Annotated in this window: 14 protein-coding genes, 5 pseudogenes and 1 riboswitch; of the genes and pseudogenes, 16 read left to right on the forward strand and 3 right to left on the reverse strand. The window is 37.6% G+C overall.

What is annotated here, in order from left to right; genetic code table 11:
* The first annotated feature begins 111 nt into the window (after nt 1-111).
* The 3 genes and pseudogenes from RCG23_RS22910 to RCG23_RS22920 all read left to right on the forward strand — a co-directional run bounded on the left by RCG23_RS22910 (nt 112) and on the right by RCG23_RS22920 (nt 3,269).
* Nucleotides 112-1,028: pseudogene (locus tag RCG23_RS22910) on the forward strand (DoxX-like family protein).
* Entirely contained in the window at nt 1,025-1,648 is a 624-nt protein-coding gene (locus RCG23_RS22915) for a DUF4166 domain-containing protein (protein WP_308177546.1), read from the forward strand. Before RCG23_RS22910 ends, RCG23_RS22915 begins: the two are co-directional and overlap by 4 nt.
* 122 nt (nt 1,649-1,770) lie before the next feature.
* Nucleotides 1,771-3,269, forward strand: a pseudogene (locus tag RCG23_RS22920) (YndJ family protein).
* Nucleotides 3,270-3,383: 114 nt separating this feature from the next.
* On the opposite strand, the pseudogene RCG23_RS22925 reads toward RCG23_RS22920, so the two are convergent.
* Nucleotides 3,384-4,759: pseudogene (locus RCG23_RS22925) on the reverse strand (amino acid permease); the annotation flags it as partial.
* Between the two features lie 102 nt (nt 4,760-4,861).
* Nucleotides 4,862-5,052, reverse strand: a riboswitch (Lysine riboswitch).
* Between the two features lie 233 nt (nt 5,053-5,285).
* Here RCG23_RS22925 and RCG23_RS22930 point away from each other — a divergent pair.
* The 3 genes from RCG23_RS22930 to RCG23_RS22940 all read left to right on the forward strand — a co-directional run bounded on the left by RCG23_RS22930 (nt 5,286) and on the right by RCG23_RS22940 (nt 7,369).
* A complete protein-coding gene (locus RCG23_RS22930; protein WP_308177547.1) occupies nt 5,286-6,104 on the forward strand; it encodes a YitT family protein in 819 nt (272 codons plus the stop codon).
* Nucleotides 6,105-6,246: 142 nt separating this feature from the next.
* On the forward strand, nt 6,247-6,489 hold the full coding sequence (locus RCG23_RS22935; RefSeq protein WP_308177548.1) for a DUF2164 domain-containing protein: 243 nt from the start codon (nt 6,247-6,249) through the stop codon (nt 6,487-6,489).
* Between the two features lie 121 nt (nt 6,490-6,610).
* Nucleotides 6,611-7,369 carry a C39 family peptidase gene (locus tag RCG23_RS22940; protein WP_308177549.1) on the forward strand — a complete coding sequence of 253 codons (759 nt, stop codon included), beginning with the start codon at nt 6,611-6,613 and terminating at the stop codon, nt 7,367-7,369.
* A gap of 163 nt (nt 7,370-7,532) precedes the next feature.
* Here RCG23_RS22940 and RCG23_RS22945 read toward each other — a convergent pair whose 3' ends face one another.
* On the reverse strand, nt 7,533-7,955 hold the full coding sequence (locus RCG23_RS22945) for a pyridoxamine 5'-phosphate oxidase family protein (protein WP_308177550.1): 423 nt from the start codon (nt 7,953-7,955) through the stop codon (nt 7,533-7,535).
* A 163-nt stretch (nt 7,956-8,118) separates the two neighbouring features.
* Here RCG23_RS22945 and RCG23_RS22950 point away from each other — a divergent pair.
* The 7 genes and pseudogenes from RCG23_RS22950 (at nt 8,119) to RCG23_RS22980 (ending at nt 12,982) form a co-directional block, all read left to right on the forward strand.
* Nucleotides 8,119-8,681 (forward strand): annotated as a pseudogene (locus RCG23_RS22950) (RNA polymerase sigma factor SigX).
* On the forward strand, nt 8,656-9,786 hold the full coding sequence (locus tag RCG23_RS22955; RefSeq protein ID WP_308177551.1) for a hypothetical protein: 1,131 nt from the start codon (nt 8,656-8,658) through the stop codon (nt 9,784-9,786). The pseudogene RCG23_RS22950 and the gene RCG23_RS22955 overlap by 26 nt, the downstream one beginning before the upstream one ends.
* A gap of 201 nt (nt 9,787-9,987) precedes the next feature.
* Nucleotides 9,988-10,584 (forward strand): exonuclease domain-containing protein, encoded by a 597-nt coding sequence (locus RCG23_RS22960; RefSeq protein WP_308180153.1) that lies wholly within the window; start codon nt 9,988-9,990, stop codon nt 10,582-10,584.
* Nucleotides 10,585-10,662: 78 nt separating this feature from the next.
* Entirely contained in the window at nt 10,663-10,866 is a 204-nt protein-coding gene (locus tag RCG23_RS22965; RefSeq protein ID WP_308177552.1) for a zinc ribbon domain-containing protein, read from the forward strand.
* Nucleotides 10,867-11,037: 171 nt separating this feature from the next.
* Nucleotides 11,038-11,511, forward strand: a complete 474-nt coding sequence (locus RCG23_RS22970; protein ID WP_308177553.1) for an RDD family protein — start codon at nt 11,038-11,040, stop codon at nt 11,509-11,511.
* An 89-nt stretch (nt 11,512-11,600) separates the two neighbouring features.
* Nucleotides 11,601-12,752: an acyl-CoA dehydrogenase family protein gene (locus RCG23_RS22975; RefSeq protein WP_308177554.1), complete on the forward strand. Its 1,152-nt coding sequence runs from the start codon at nt 11,601-11,603 to the stop codon at nt 12,750-12,752.
* Nucleotides 12,753-12,820: 68 nt separating this feature from the next.
* Nucleotides 12,821-12,982, forward strand: coding sequence for a hypothetical protein (locus tag RCG23_RS22980; protein ID WP_308177555.1), 162 nt, complete (start codon nt 12,821-12,823; stop codon nt 12,980-12,982).
* A 39-nt stretch (nt 12,983-13,021) separates the two neighbouring features.
* On the opposite strand, the pseudogene RCG23_RS22985 reads toward RCG23_RS22980, so the two are convergent.
* Nucleotides 13,022-13,200 (reverse strand): annotated as a pseudogene (locus tag RCG23_RS22985) (small, acid-soluble spore protein, H family).
* Nucleotides 13,201-13,406: 206 nt separating this feature from the next.
* On the opposite strand from RCG23_RS22985, the gene RCG23_RS22990 reads away from it, so the two are divergent.
* The 3 genes from RCG23_RS22990 (at nt 13,407) to RCG23_RS23000 (ending at nt 16,134) form a co-directional block, all read left to right on the forward strand.
* Nucleotides 13,407-13,685: a late competence development ComFB family protein gene (locus RCG23_RS22990; protein WP_308177556.1), complete on the forward strand. Its 279-nt coding sequence runs from the start codon at nt 13,407-13,409 to the stop codon at nt 13,683-13,685.
* A 122-nt stretch (nt 13,686-13,807) separates the two neighbouring features.
* A complete protein-coding gene (locus RCG23_RS22995) occupies nt 13,808-14,227 on the forward strand; it encodes a DUF4395 domain-containing protein (RefSeq protein WP_308177557.1) in 420 nt (139 codons plus the stop codon).
* 131 nt (nt 14,228-14,358) lie between these two features.
* Complete coding sequence (locus RCG23_RS23000; protein WP_308177558.1) at nt 14,359-16,134, forward strand: ABC transporter substrate-binding protein; 1,776 nt, start codon at nt 14,359-14,361, stop codon at nt 16,132-16,134.
* Nucleotides 16,135-16,141: the final 7 nt, after the last annotated feature.

The raw sequence follows: 16,141 nt of genomic DNA on the forward strand, positions 1-16,141 counted from the left end.
AAAAATCTATTTTCTTAAAGTCGAATTCTGTTAAACTATGTTGTACTCTATATAGGAGCTAAAATGAAATTTTTAGCTTTTAGACAACAAAAGTTAATCATTGAAGGGAGCATACAATTGCAAAAACCCATTTATGTACAAACGACCATCCAAACTCCAATGAATGAAATTTGGGACCATACACAGAATCCTAATCTGCACACAGAATGGGATCTCCGCTTCACTGAAATCACCTATCTTAAGCGGGAGGAAAGTGAGCCCCAGAGATTTTTATATAAAACAAAAATCGGTTTTGGATTGGAAATTGCAGGTACAGGTGAAAGCAGCGGGACAATAATGAAAGAAACGGGGGAGAGGGTATCATCTCTTAAATTTGAAACAGACAACCCTATTTCATTGATAATGAAAGGACGAGGGTATTGGAAATACACTCCCAAAGGAGACATGGTTATATTTGAAACACAATACGACTATGAGACTCGATATAGCAAAGTGGGAAAGCTGATCGATTCTACTATTTTTGGCCGTTAATGGGCAGAGCTACAGCATGGAGCTTTGACTCTTTAAAAATATGGCTTGAAAAAGGGTATCATCCTAGGCTTCTTCTGCAAAAAACACTGACATATTGGAGTGTCTGTTTCTTGCTGGCTTTCATATGGATTTATCAAGGACTTGTTCCGAAAATGATCAACACTCATCCCGAGGAAGTTAAAATGCTATTGACATTAATCAAGATACCTATGGATGGAGAATTGGCAATAAGGTACATAGGCTTGGCGGAAGTACTATTTGGCATTGTCTGGTTATTGCCCTTTCAAAAACGAGGGCTTTTTCTTATCCATATCATCATGATATTATCTCTTACTTTATCAGCCTGGCTGGCCAACCCGCAAAGCTTTATCATGCCGTTTAATCCAATTACCCTCAATCTGGCCCTGATGTTCCTGTCGATTATCGGGTATTTAAATAGCAGCAACCTGCCTTTAGCAAGAAATTGCAAAAGAAGCAAAAGGGGGACGATGAATTGACTTCCATATATCGGTCCCATCTTGGGGATTCCTATCAAAGTCTGCATCCAAAGCTGCAGCATCGCTATGATATTACAGAGCAATCTTCGTTCCATGGGACAGGAAGAATGGAGAACATTTCAGGGGGGATTTTCCTAGTAAGGCAGCTGTTTAAATTAGGTACTAGATACCGGCTGTTTTTTTCTGAGAGGGGGAGTGATGTCCCTTTTACCATCTATAATAATGCCTTTGAAAATGAAGCTGGAGAGAAGTTAGTGAAATGGAATAGGGAATTTTCCTTTAAAGGTAAAAAACGCTACTTTGATGCTGTCATGCAATTAAATGATAAGCAAAATGAAATCATTGATTACTTTGGTATACCGCATCTCCTTGTTTCTACCTTAAACTTTCAAGTTGGCAATAAAGGATCTATGATTATTACCTCCAAGAAGCAATGGCTTAATGCGTTCGGCAGAAAAATTCCCCTACCGAAATTTCTTTACGGAGAGGCGAGAATCATCGAATCCTTTGATGAGAGACGAAACTGTTATTGCGTTAATGTCAATGTAAGCAATCCACTGCTAGGTACACTGTTTTCATATCAAGGCTATTTTACAGAAATGGAAAGTGGAAAAAAATGAAACGGAATTTATTATTCGGAATTACCACTTACCTTTTATATCTAGTTTTCAGCTGGATATACCTTTTTCCGGCAGAAGCATTGCTATTATTTTCAATACTAGTAGTTGTTCCCTTTTCGTTCATGCTGATTGATAAGAAAAAGAGGGACCATTCACTTCTTCCGCTAACAGGATGGGTGTGCAGATTTTATCCCTTTGCAGCACTTGGAGCGCTGTTTTCTTTAGTCACTGATGAATATTTATTTTCTTTATTGTGGCTAGGATTTACCTTTCTAACTGCATTATTCGGACTTTTGAGGTTTGCAGAGAGAGGGCAAGGCTTCTATCTGAATTGTCAATTGATAGCGGGCTTATGTATTTAAGTTTAGGTGGATTATGGTTTCTTACTTACACTGCACATATTAAGGTGATGGATTTTTCCATTATTACGAACCTGCTCACAGCGATGCATTTCCATTACTCCGCTTTCATCATTCCAATTCTGGCAGGCTTTCTAGGCAGAAAGCAGTTGAGGTATAAAAAATTATATTCTGCCGTAACCATTGCCTTGATCTTATCCCCTCTAACCATTGCGGCTGGGATTAGCTTTTCAAGAGCAATTGAATTTACTTCTGTCCTGATTTATCTGGCAGCTATTTACGCATATTGTTTTCTGGTTTTCACTACACCATTTCGGAAAAAGCTTGCCAGGATATTTATTTCTATTTCGTCTGCCGTTCTCATGATAACAATTTGCTTTTCGCTTCTTTACTCATGGGGGAGACTGCAGAATGCTGCTTCTATCTCTATACAGTCGATGATATTTATCCACGGGGCAGTCAATGCTTTTGGGGTAGTCCTGCCTGCACTGATTGGATGGTTAATAGAAGGAACTGAGGATGGGCTTTCTTCCTTTTACGGAAAACCGATGAGCCGCTTAGTAGGCAATAGGGCGATTGGAGGTTCTTTTTTAAAAAAGAAAAAATTAATTGATTCAAATATTTATGATGGCCTTATTAATAGGATGAAGAATTTCGCTTCGGACAAATTTGATGAAAGTAAACTATCTCCTTTAATTGCCGATTTTTATGAGAATACAAAGAAATATTCGCTAAAAGCCAATATTCGCTGGTCCGTCTGGTTTAAGCCTTTGGCGTACCTGTATGAAAAAATTAGCCGGCATATTCAGCAAATCCATTTATCCATGGGAGGAGTCTGGGAACCCATGGAAGGGGATATTATCGGCGTAAATTCACAAGAAGATGGAAGGAACCATGTAAGGGCATGGATTCGGAAGAATGGCAGGGGTGAGGCGATTTTTGTAGCCCTCTATTCTGAGCACCATCATAGAGGAATAACTTATATGAATGTCGCATTGCCGTTGCCATATTCCAATATGACAGGCATACTAAAAATGCAAAATGTCGATAATAATCTTATGTTAACTAGTAAATCAAATAATGTAGTTGCAGGAGATGAGGGGATATATCTGTTTACACGTTTCTTCACTGTCCGCTTGCCGCTTGCTGAATCATTTTTAATTAAACAAACAAGCACTACTACATTATCAGCAAACCACAAGATGTGGATTTTTGGCATTCAATTTCTTGAGATTGAGTATATCATTGAAAAAAGCCACTAATGAAAATTAGCGGCTTTTCAGAGTTTATTAATTCGAAAGATCGCAGTCTTCCAGTTTAACTATTTTTGTTTTCTTAACTAGCTTATATCCCAGCCAAAAGACAAGGAACAATGGCAGGCCAATATAGGAAACCATGATGCCGTTCCAGTCAATATGATCTCCCATGAAAGCAGAGTAATTTTGACCAAGAATGACAATTCCACAAAGTACAAAAGCAAATATCGGCCAAAAGGGAAGAACGATGATTTGTATGGAAGTTCATTTAAATCCTTGCCCTGCGCAATAAATGCTTTTCGGAAACGATAATGGCTGATCGCAATTCCAAGCCATGCAATGAAACCAGACATTCCAGAAGCATTTAACAGCCATACGTAAACCGTACCTTCCCCGTATAAGGAAGCAAGAAAAGCAATTGTACCCACGAGTGTGGTTACAATCAAGGCGTTTACAGGGACACCGTTTTTATTTAATTTACCAAGGAATTTAGGCGCCCATCCTTCACGCGCCAGATCCCACAGCATTCTGGTAGAAGCATACATACCAGAATTTCCTGCAGATAATACAGCTGTTAAAATGATTGCATTCATAACAGAGGCTGCAAAGGCAATGCCTGCTTTTTGAAATACAATTGTAAACGGACTTACTGTTACTTCTCCACTGGCAAGATTTGCGTTTGTATAAGGAATAAGAAGTCCGATAACGAGAATGGCAAGCACATAAAACAATAGAATGCGCCAGAAAACTTGCTTTACAGCACGAGGAATGTTTTTCGAAGGATCCTCTGTCTCTCCTGCAGCCACACCCAATAGCTCAGTACCCTGGAAAGAGAATCCAGCCGCCATAAAAATGCCCAGCATGGTCATGAACCCTCCATGGAAAGGGGCATCCCCAAGCGTAAAATTCTTAAATCCAACCGCACTGTCTCCCATTATTCCAAAAATCGTTAAAAAGCCGAAAATAATAAAAATGATAACAGTTATTACTTTGATGAGTGAAAACCAATATTCCGCTTCTCCAAAACCTTTAACAGACAGGTAGTTCAATAAGAACATAATAACCAGGAAAATACTGCTCCAAATAATAGAAGGTGTATGAGGGAACCAAAACTTCATAATAATCGTAACAGCCGACAGTTCTGCCGCAATGGTTATTGCCCAGTTATACCAATAATTCCAGCCAAGCGCGAACCCTAAAGATGGATCAACAAATTTCGTAGCATACGTACTGAAGCTTCCTGCTACAGGCATATATGCAGCCATTTCAGCAAGGCTTGTCATTAAAAAGTAAACCATGATTCCAATCAGGACATAGGATAAAAGGGCACCTCCAGGACCAGCAGTATGGATTGCACCACCGCTCGCTAAAAATAAGCCTGTACCAATGGTGCCGCCAAGCGAAATCATCGTCAGGTGGCGAGCTTTAAGGGATCGCTTTAATCCGGAAGGTTCTTTTGTTCCATGATTTTTTTCTCTGTGATGTGTTGTTTGCATTTGATAATTACTCCTTTTTTAATATTTTTGGAAGGAGAAGGAAATAAAAAAATGCCCTCGAAGCAGATTCGACGGCATTATCAATATCCCGCATCATACCTTCCGAAAGATAGCTCAACACGTTTGACTGGTAAGGTAAAAACGTGACAGTTCTGTTCCTGTTCGGAAACAGCCCCAGCATGCCTTGAGAGAACAAGAACACACTTCGGCAGCTTTTCCTTTCAACCGGAGTCTAAGGTTATCTCTAAACCTCGTACGATTTACTATTAAAAGCCGCGACCTCTACCTCATCGGTTGGATGAGGATTTGCTATATTTAATTGATATAGTTTTAAATTATAAGGAAATAATAATAAAAGTCAATCCGTATTTTGAAGTGTTGTATAATCATTCATACACCTGTAAAAAAATACAATCTCTAAATAACAGATAACTTTAAATTATTGTAAAAAACTATTATATTTACAAGGAGATGGAGAATCTGTATCATTTTTTAAAGATATATTTGTATGTTTGAGGAGGACACTTTGATGCGGATTCTTGGATTATTTGTTGGATCCTTGATCATTGTAATTGCGTTTAATCTGTTTTTAATTCCACACAAAGTAATGAGCAGCGGCATGAGCGGAGTGTCGATGATATTGGCGATGGTGACACCCATCAATACCGGACTTGCAAATTTTCTGTTGAACTTCCCATTGCTGGTTATTGGCTTTTGGAAGCTGGGAAAGAAATTTATTGGCAATACGATTTTATCTGTTTTGGTTATATCAATTGGACTTTATTTAGTACCGGTCCAAGGAATTGTACATGATAAAATTCTTTCGTCTATTTTCGGTGGTGCTTTGACAGGGCTGGGTGTTGGTATTGTTTTCAGGGGATCGGGATCAACGGGAGGCTTTGATATCATCGGAATGATTGTTTCAAGGAAAAGTGATTTCCCGCTTGGTGCACTGCTTTCCGGGATGAATGCAGTAGTGATTGTCGTCAGCGGCTTTCTCTTTGATTGGGATTCGGCGCTTTATACGCTCGTATCGATTTTTGTGACTGGAAAGGTAGTTGATGCGGTTTACACGCATCATGTTAAGCTGACATTGATGATAATAACAGAAAAGGGTGAAGAAATGCGTCAGCATTTTCTAACCAATGTTTATCGTGGGCTGACTGTCATGAATGGAGTGGGCGGATACTCGAATGAACAGCGCAGCATCCTTATTGCAGTAATTTCTCGCTACGAGCTTGCTGAAGTAAAAAGGCTGATTGCAGAAGTCGATCCGTCAGCATTTGTAAATATAACAGAAACTATTGAAGTCATGGGATTATTTCATCGTCCAAGCCATAATTAAGAAAGAGCAAAGGTGCTCTTTCTTTTTTTTGGCTTAATTAACCTAACCCATCTTCTCAGAAGGGTTGACAAAATGGGTAAATAAACCAATGATTAATATGTGTAATATGTTTATTTGGTTGCTTTAAAAAGGAGAGGTTCTTGTGTTTATAAATTTTTCAAAACAACAGAAAGATCAAATGCTTTCTGATATACAAAGGTTTTTCTATGAAGAAAGAGATGAGGAGATTGGAATCCTTGCTGCAGAAAACGTGCTGGAATTTTTCAAAAAGCATATACGCCCTCATTTTTATAATGAAGGGATAAGAGATTCAAAGAAGATGATTGATGAAAAGCTCGGTACATTAGAAGAAGACTTTTATTTACTTGAAAGACCGGTAAAATAGCGAAGAAAAACCGAGTGTAAATTATTCATTAGTTTTTAACGGTAAAGATGTTTTAACTTTAAAAAGCAGGGTATATATATTTAGTTAATAATATAGATACATAGGTAAAAGGGAGTTTGGAATGAGAATTTTCAACAGATCAATTTTTATCGCCTTGGCTGCTGTCAGCCTTGCCATTTTTGGATGGAAAACAATTAACACCTACGGCTTTACCTCTAAATTTGCAAGCAAAGAATATGCCCGACAAGAAAACTTAGAGAAGAAATTACTTGCTCTTGAAGCAAAACAGCTTCCACCTTTACCGGATCACGCCATGCTGGATGTACCCTTAATTAAGCAGATGGATGCTCCAAGGCTTTATAATGGGTGCGAGGTAACAAGCCTCACGATGGTATTAAATTACCATGGTTATAAAGTTTCAAAAAATGAGCTGGCAAAAAAAATTAATAGAGTTCCCCTAAATATGCCGCCAAACCTGAAGGGAAATCCAAACGAAGGCTTTGTCGGAAATATGGAGGACGGTCCTGGACTTGGTGTTTTTCATGGTCCAATTGTCGAATTGGCTAAAAAGTACGCTGGAGATAGAGTAGTAGATTTAACGAACCAGCCATTTTCAAAGATTTTAAATAAAGTGGCCCACGGAAATCCAGTCTGGATTATTACAACGACAAGATTTGCACCGGTTTCGTTATTTCAGAAATGGAATACACCTCAGGGTACAATTGAAATTACGTTTAGCCAGCACAGCGTGGTGATTACAGGATACGATAAAGATTATATCTATATTAATGATCCGTACGGTTTTAAAAACAGAAAACTAAACCGTGATAATTTCATCAAAGCCTGGGAACAAATGGGGAAGCAGGCAGTATCCCTATAATTTCATACTAATCACTAATGGAAAAAAGCCCTAAAATGGGTTTTTTTTCATTTTTACTTAACCGGTGCTTCTTCAGGGAATTTAATAAAAGTATAACAAAATTCTTTTCTTATTAATTTGAGATTTAAAATAAATAAAACGCCGCTTTATTGCGGCGCTAATACTATAGTTCGAGACAATCTGGTTTTTTTCCTTCATTATTCATCAATCTTATTTGTGTGGGTGCAATGGAAAGAATAATATAGTTCGGATCATCCGGACCTTTAAACCAATGTTCAAATTCCTCGTTCCAAAGCTTCCTTTTTAAATCGTTTGATTCGTTAATTGAAGCTTTCCCTTCAATTTCCAGAAATGAATCTCCTAAGCCTTCGCCTTCATAGCCAATTAAAATATGGACATATGGATTTTTTTCAATTTCTTCTACCTTATGAGTCTCTTTGCTTGTAGCAGTATAAAGATTCAATTCATCGTGAAAAAATGTCATATAACGTGAATGAGGTTTATTGTATTGAACAGTTGCCATCGTACCCAATTTATTTTTATCCAAGATTTTAAGCGCTTTTTCCTTCATTTCCTGCTGGTCCATTGTACCACTCCTTCATAATTTATCCTTCCTATTATTCCTCTAATTTGTAGGTCTAAACAAATTTTTCTGAACTGGCATTCCCTAATGTTTTGCTGGTTTTTTGGGTTGTTTTAGTAAATCTGTAACTTTTAAGTAAAATCAAGCGACATAATACTTTGATAGGATGGTGAGCAATTTGTATGAAAAGTTTCAGGAACTTTATGAAAAATACCATGAGGATCTCTTTTCCTTTTTATATTATTTGGTAAACAATCACGAACTGGCCAGGATCTGGCTCAGGAGGTTTATATAAAGGTTTTGAAATCTTATGAAAATTTTAAAGGGAACAGCAGCGAAAGAACTTGGCTTTTTTCAATCGCAAGAAACACCGCAGTCGATTATTTCCGTAAACAGGCTGGGTGGAAAAAAAGGATTTTTAGTTCATTTGACTGGGCTAATCAGGAATTAGTTGATCCTGCCCCATTGCCAGAAGAAATTGCTCAAAAAAGCGAACAGGCTAAAAGCTTATATTTATGTCTGGAAAAATGTTCGATTGATCAAAAGATGGTTTTAGTACTTCGTTACCTTCAAACCATGTCAATTAGCGAAACAGCTTCCGCCCTGGGCTGGTCAGAAAGCAAGGTGAAGACTACCCAGCATAGAGCGTTAAAAAAGGTTAAAGGATTATTGGAAGAAATCAGCAGGAGGGAGGAACATAGATATGATCAGCAAAAAATGTTCAGATAAAAATCTGGAATACCTTCTAAAACAAATGCCGCCCATCCAGGACAAACGACCATCACAAATAATCTACCGCAATATTCAGCTAGTTCTGGCTAAAAAACAGAAAAGAAAAAGAGTAATCCCTATTCTGGCCGCTGCAGCTGCCTTCTCCATTCTGCTAATCCTTACACCTGCTCTTTTTCAAGAGGTCAGCCTATCCGGTCATACAAACAAAAAAGAGAATTATCCTATTCTTCAAGAATATTCCCAAAAACATAAAGATCGACCCACCAGGAGTGAAACCAATATCATAACCAAGGTAAAAAAAGACCAGGATATCCTTATATTTGGTGTTCCAGATCAACAAGGTCAAAATGTAATACCGTTAAGCTTGATAATAAAAAAGCAGGATATCCCCTATGTCGAGCTGCTATATGAATACAAAGGGGAGTTTGAACCAAGAAAATTGGGGCTTGGTCACTATTTTTTAACTGATTTTAATCTCAAGGAGGGTAAAGGCAAAGATATTCTGATTGATGTCCCGGAAAAAAACGATATAAATCTTGGCAGTGTCTATAATAATATTTTTAATCAGTCTGTATTTGAATCCTTCCGCGGATCAGGTTATATGAATGCTCAATATTTTACAGGTGGGAAACGGGGGATTTTGTTTGGGGAAATGGCTGAACCTGAAAACGGGATATCGCTTTCCGGATACGAAAACAAAGGGTATTTAATTTTTCAGAAGGATAAAGATGCACCTGAATTTTTAGCCCCATCACCTTTTAATTCCAAAAGTTTTTATGCTGCGTTAATGGACATGCGCAAAAGTAAGGAGGAATGGCACCTTCAATCTTCTATTCCGGAAAATGTAGCAATAGAAAAATCCGTAGGGAATGAGAAATTGAAACAAGTAGTGGTTTTCTTTAAAAAAGGTACTGAATTGGAGGATATCCCGAAAAATCGGCTGATGTTTGAAGCAATTATGTTGGCCGCAAAGGAGTTCGGCTACCAGTCAATCAGTTTTGAAGGTATCAAGAAACCACAAAGGATTGGAAATATACAGCTGCACAAGAAGAACAAAGTACCACTTGCACCTAATCCTATTAACGAAGTCATTGTCAATTAATTACCTTCATAACATGTGGAAATTACTTTTAATGTGATTCATATTTTTAAAATGTGGTAGTATGAAAGGGTAATGGATCATGGAACTACTTTATTAGATTAGGATGATATAGATGAGCAAAGATATTAAAATCGGCCTCTTATTAGACGTAGAAACAACAGGTTTAAGGCGGGCGCCGATGAGGTAATTGAGTTAGGTATTATTCAATTTACATATCATAAGGATACCGGAGAATTTTTGGACATTTTGGATGAGCAATCATTTTTGCGTGAGCCTCTATCCAGAACAGCAAAAACAAATTACCCGAGTGCCTTTCGGATTCACGGCATCCCATATAGCCATGTGGAGGGTAAAACATTTGATGATCAAAAGGTCAGAGAGCTGCTAAATCAAGCGGACTCAGTCTTTGCCCACAACGCTTCATTTGACCGCAGCTTTATGTTCCATATGTATCCTGAAATTAATGAGCTTAAATGGTACTGCACGATGCGCAATGTGGCCTGGAAATCATATGGATTCGCGAACAGTAAGCTTCTTACTCTAGTTGAAGCACATAATATCACAAATTATCAATCCCATAGGGCAATGGATGATATCAAACTACTTATGCAGCTTTTAAAAACACAGGCTCCTTCAGGTAATCTTTATTTAAAAGAGGTAGTTTCAAAGCGACCGATGCGTAAATATGAACCTGCTTCCAGCAAAAAACGAAGCAGCTGGGAAACTGAAATATTAAAAAAATCTACTGATGAAACGGCATCTGCATCCGAATGGAGCAATTTTAAGAGTAAAAATTAATCTATACAAATGGAAGATTTGAAACTAATGAGCTTCCTTTACGTAAATATTATAACTTTATTTGAAAGGAGAATGACGATGACTCAAAAAGGATGTATGAAATGCGGCAGCATGGATGCAGCCCAAAAAGAGGTTGCCATGACAGGAACAGGACTCTCAAAATTGCTTGATGTACAAAACAATAAATTCCTTGTGGTTTATTGCAAAAAATGCGGATACTCTGAATTCTATAAAAAGGATTCGTCCCTAGCTGGAAATATCCTCGATTTATTTTTAGGATAATGAAAACTCTTTAAACAATACCTGAGAGATGGTATTGTTTTTTTATTTTTGGCAATCCTGACGAATTTTTATTTTATACTTGGCAGCTTGTGCTGCAATGCCCTTTTTACATACATTTTCCGCCAAAGATCCATACTAATTAACAAATGCGATAAAGGTGAGGGATGGGTTTTGGAGCATGATTTGGAATATGGAGGTTTTTGGAGAAGGTTTTTGGCAAGCTTGATTGATGGAATCGTTATTTCATTAATTTACACTCCAATTGAAATGGTATTTGGAACTATTTATTACGGCTCTTTTCAAGCATATTGGATTTTTTCACAGGATAATCAGTTTCCATATAATCCTTACACAACATGGACAAACCTTATAACCTTAGTGATTTCGGCAATTTATTATATTGTAATGACTAGTTCAAATCTGCAGGCTACTATTGGAAAGAAAATCTTAAAAATGAAAGTGGTTAATGACCAAGGTGAACGCATCTCAAAAGGAAAAGCATTGGTAAGATTTATAGGATATTTTATTTCAGCCCTTCCTTTATTTCTTGGATATATCATTGCGGCTTTTACTCGCAAGAAGAGAGCTTTACATGATATTATCGCAAAAACATATGTAATGAAAACAGGTAAACAGCAAACCTAGAAATGTTTCAGTAATTGGGCTAAAGAGTATAATATAAATATAAATATAAATATAAATGTGTACTTATGGAGATAGGAGAGGCGTGTTGGATGAGTTTATTAGAGAACAAAACGATAGAAGATCGGCTTCAAACGATGGGTCAGCTAGCCAAAAATTTTTCTAGCCGTGCCTCTAAGTACGACGAAGAAGGTAAATTTCCCTTTGAAAATATCCAGGATCTGAAAGATGCAGGTTATACCACCTTAACAGTTCCCAAACAATATGGGGGGGCTGAAATTTCACTTTATGAATTGATTCGTCTTCAGGAGAAATTAGCTGAAGGTGATGGGGCGACAGCCCTTTCTATTGGATGGCATATGGGAATCATTAAAAATCTGGGAGAGAAAAAGAGATGGAATGAGCCTGTATTTGCCATGGTATGTGAAGAAGTTAATAAAGGGGCACTAATTAATAGCGCTGCTACCGAGCCACAAACCGGCAGTCCTACCAGAGGAGGCAGGCCTCAGACTACTGCCGTTCAGGAGAACGGAAAATGGATGTTAAACGGCCGTAAAACATTTACCACCATGTCACCTGTACTTGATTTCTTCATAGTTAGTGCAGCCATACATGGAACAGAAGAAGTAGGAAATTTCCTTATACCACGAAACACAAAAGGTATTTTAATAGAAGATACATGGGACAGCATTGCTATGAGAGGTACTGGAAGCCACGATTTGATTTTGCAGGATGTGGTGATTGATAATGAGAAATTGGTAGAGACGCTGGGAAAGGGTGATAAGAAACCAAACGGTTGGCTTCTCCATATCCCAGCATGCTATCTGGGGATTGCTAAAGCTGCTCAAAAGTATTCCATTCAATTCGCCAAGGAATACTCACCTAACAGCATTACAGGAACAATCATCGATCTGCCGGCTGTTAAACAAAAAATCGGGGAGATGGAACTGCACGCTATGCAGGCGTCCCATTTTCTGTATTCTGCAGCTAAGCAATGGGATGAGGCCGCAGAAGAAGAAAAACAAAAAATGGGTCCTTTATTAGGTGCTGTTAAGCTTTCCGTTACAAATACAGCTATAAATATTGTTGACCTTGCGATGAGGGTTGTGGGTGCAAGAAGTCTATCATTAAAAAACCCCTTACAACGCTATTATCGTGATGTGCGTGCAGGGCTCCACAATCCCCCAATGGATGATATGACCATTCAATTACTTGCTCAACAAGCTATTTCAGCAAAAGAGTAATATGGTGGAAATAAACAATATTAATTTACTATTAATTTGAGCACCCTATTTTCAAAGGGGTGATTTTAATGCCACGAGGAAAAGAATTAGAACAGCTTCCAATGGCAAATTCAGCTCCATCTGCTGGATATGATAAAGGAAGAATGAAAAGGGATGACCTAAACAGTATTACCCAGCACGAACAGCCAGAACCAGCGGATGTGGAAAAAGAGAACGAGGATATGATATAAACGGTAAAGGCAGGAATTTATTTCCTGCCTTTAACATTTTTATTCTTCATTTAATTCTGATATATCCACAACTGTGCGCTCCTCGAGGGGCCACGTAAATGGACTGTTGCTGTCCGCCCATCTTCATTTAATTGATCAATCCAAACAGAGGCTCCATTATATTTAACCTCTACATCTGCAGAAGAAGATAAAATTTGTTTTAGTCTTCTTTCGTTCATTTTTTTTCACTCCCCATCATGTTTTCACCTTATTGTTCGATTTTTCGGCTTTTTTATTCCTTCTTTTATTTTAATTAATATTTGAATGGCAAGAAGATAAATAGATAGTTAAAAGAAGGCCACAATGTGATAAAATAAATACTTGTTAACCTAATAAACATCCATCAGCGAATTGAAAAATACAACAAGTTTGGACGTGGCAGTGTATGAACAAAGAGTTAATTAATGTAATGGAAGAAATCGTAACGACCTTGGTAACGGTCAGCATGCTTAGCCCAGATTATCAGACTTTTTGCCAGTGTAATAAATGCCGAAATGATATCATGGCGCTAAGCCTGAATACACTTCCAAGCCACTACGTGACAACAGAAGAAGGCCGTAAATTGGTTTTCGAACAGCTTAATACAAACGAAAATCGTAAATGGATCAATAAAAGAATCATTAGTGCCATTCACACAGTTGGGAAATATCCTAAACATGATTAACTGTGAATTATAAAAAAGACCTAATTTGGTCTTCTTTTTTTGGTCAAAAAACTTCACAAAATTAGATTAGTGGATTACAATAAATAAAACATATAAAACCGATAAGATAGGTGGGAATAATTATGCGAAACAAGACAATACCTCAGCCACTTGTCCGTACCAATCAATGGTTTATTGTAATCAGTGTATTAATTTCATGGTTTACACAACTGGAATGGATACTCGCTATCCCACTCGCTGCTGGGCTAATGGGTTTGTTTTTTGGCTTCAACCCAGTAATGCGTCTGGCAAAAGTTTTTTTGAAAAAGGCACCAAGTGAATACATTCCTGAGGATTGGGATCAGCAGCAATTTAATCAAACAATCGCTGTAGTTTGCCTTGGCGGGGGACTAGCGTGTTTTCTGTTTAACTGGTATATTGCAGCTTATATTTTCACAGCTATGGTAGCTCTGGCCGCCGGCATCGCCTTAATGGGTTTTTGCATCGGGTGTTTTATCAGGTATCAATGGAAGCAATATCAATATAGAAATTCATTAAAATAAAATTAGCACAATGAGCACTCCGTGGAGTGCTTTTTCTTTTATCTCATTTAATTTAAATAGTTTAAAATTTTTGATTATGATACCATTGGAGCAGGAATTTACATGATTCTTCAAATGAAGAGGTGAATAGTATGGGCAAACTTTCACAGGATTATTTATTAATCAGATCGGCTTTTCCTGCGAAGGCAGATTACATTCGTTTCCCTGTTACAGTTCAAAAACTGGCGGAAATACTCTATTGCACACCAAGGAATGCCAAGAACATATTATTGAAAATGATTGAACTTAAATGGATAGGTTTCGAACCTGGCAAGGGAAGGGGAAATGCTTCACAACTTTGTTTTCTTGCCAATATGAAAGAGTTATTAATAGAAGAAACAAAAAGTCTGGCTTTAGCTGGTAAAATGGATGAAGCTTTAATATTAATTAAAAAGTACGGGGACGATGAGAGCAAAAGTACATTTATAAGCTGGCTTTCCGATTTTTTTGGTTATAAGGTTTCTTCAGATAAGGATCGATATCTGGAAACACTTAGGATGCCGATTTACCGGCGAATAAACACGCTTGATCCTGCTTCCTGCTTTTACCGGCTTGACGCACATATGATAAAACAAATTTATGATACTTTAGTGGAATATAATTATGAAACTCGAAAATTAACAGGCAGGCTCGCCCATCATTGGAAAAAAAATATTGATGCAACACAATGGATCTTTTATATTCGCAAGGGGATAAAGTTTCATAATGGTAAAGAGTTTAATGCCGAAGATGTGATATTTTCTCTCAACCGATTAAAATCTGAATTCCCAAATCAAAATTGGCTCGTAAAAGAAATTGAGGAAATTTTACCCCTATCCAAATATTCTGTTTGTATTAAATTAAAAAAGCCAAATTATGTGCTACCACAATACTTTGCCTATACACCTACTTCCATAAAATCATCGGATGGAGCAGCTTTTAATGGCACAGGTCCATATAGATTAAAGGAAAATACATCGGGAAAATGCGTTTTAGAGGCATGGGATTACCATTTTTCTGGAAGAGCTTTGGTAGACCAAGTAGAATTGATTCATATCCCTGAAGGAGAAGAAATAATTTCTGAAGAAGATGGGAGGCTTTTGCAAATTCACGCAGGCGAAGGAGAGAAAGAAAGGGAAGATAGCTGGAATGGCACAGAAAATTTTTTGGCAGGAAGTACGGTTCTTACTTTAAATTTAAAGAAGGAATCACCGCTAAACGATCATCGATTTCGGATTGCTCTATCCAAGCTTATAAACCGGCGTCAGCTTTTGGTTGAACTAGGTGAACCTCGTTTTTACCCTGCATCAGGGTTCCATGTGAATATGCTTCCGACCATAACCGATAGAGATTTCTCTCAAATCCAGGGATTGAATCTTCTTAAAGAATCAATTTATGACGGTGAGGAATTAACCATCTATACTTACAGACGCCATCAGACAGATGCACTTTGGCTCAAACATTACTTAGTGTCCTTCGGCATCAAATTGAACGTTTCCATATTTTCATGGGATGATCTGCAGCGTGCAGAGGTGCAAATGCAGGCTGATATGATTTTATTTGAAGCTGTCTTAAGTGAAGGAGATATCCAATTTTTTGATTTGCTGCAATCAGGATACAGCTTTATAAAAAACCATTTAAATGAAGAGCTTTATGACGATATTAATAACTGCGTCGATTCGTTAGTGGCCGAGGCATCTTTTGAAGTAAGATTACAAAAGATACACGGTCTCGAGAAAAGGTTAAAGGAAAGTGCTGCAGTGATTTTTCTTTGCCATAAAAATGTGATTGCTTCCTCACATCCCAGCCTAAAGGGGGTTAAAGTCAATGAAAAAGGCTGGATCGATTTTAAGGATGTCTGGATTGACGATGTGAGTTTTGAAAAATAGTAAAGCA

It is taken from the genome of Neobacillus sp. PS3-34 (genome assembly GCF_030915465.1).
GTDB lineage: Bacteria > Bacillota > Bacilli > Bacillales > Cytobacillaceae > Neobacillus_A.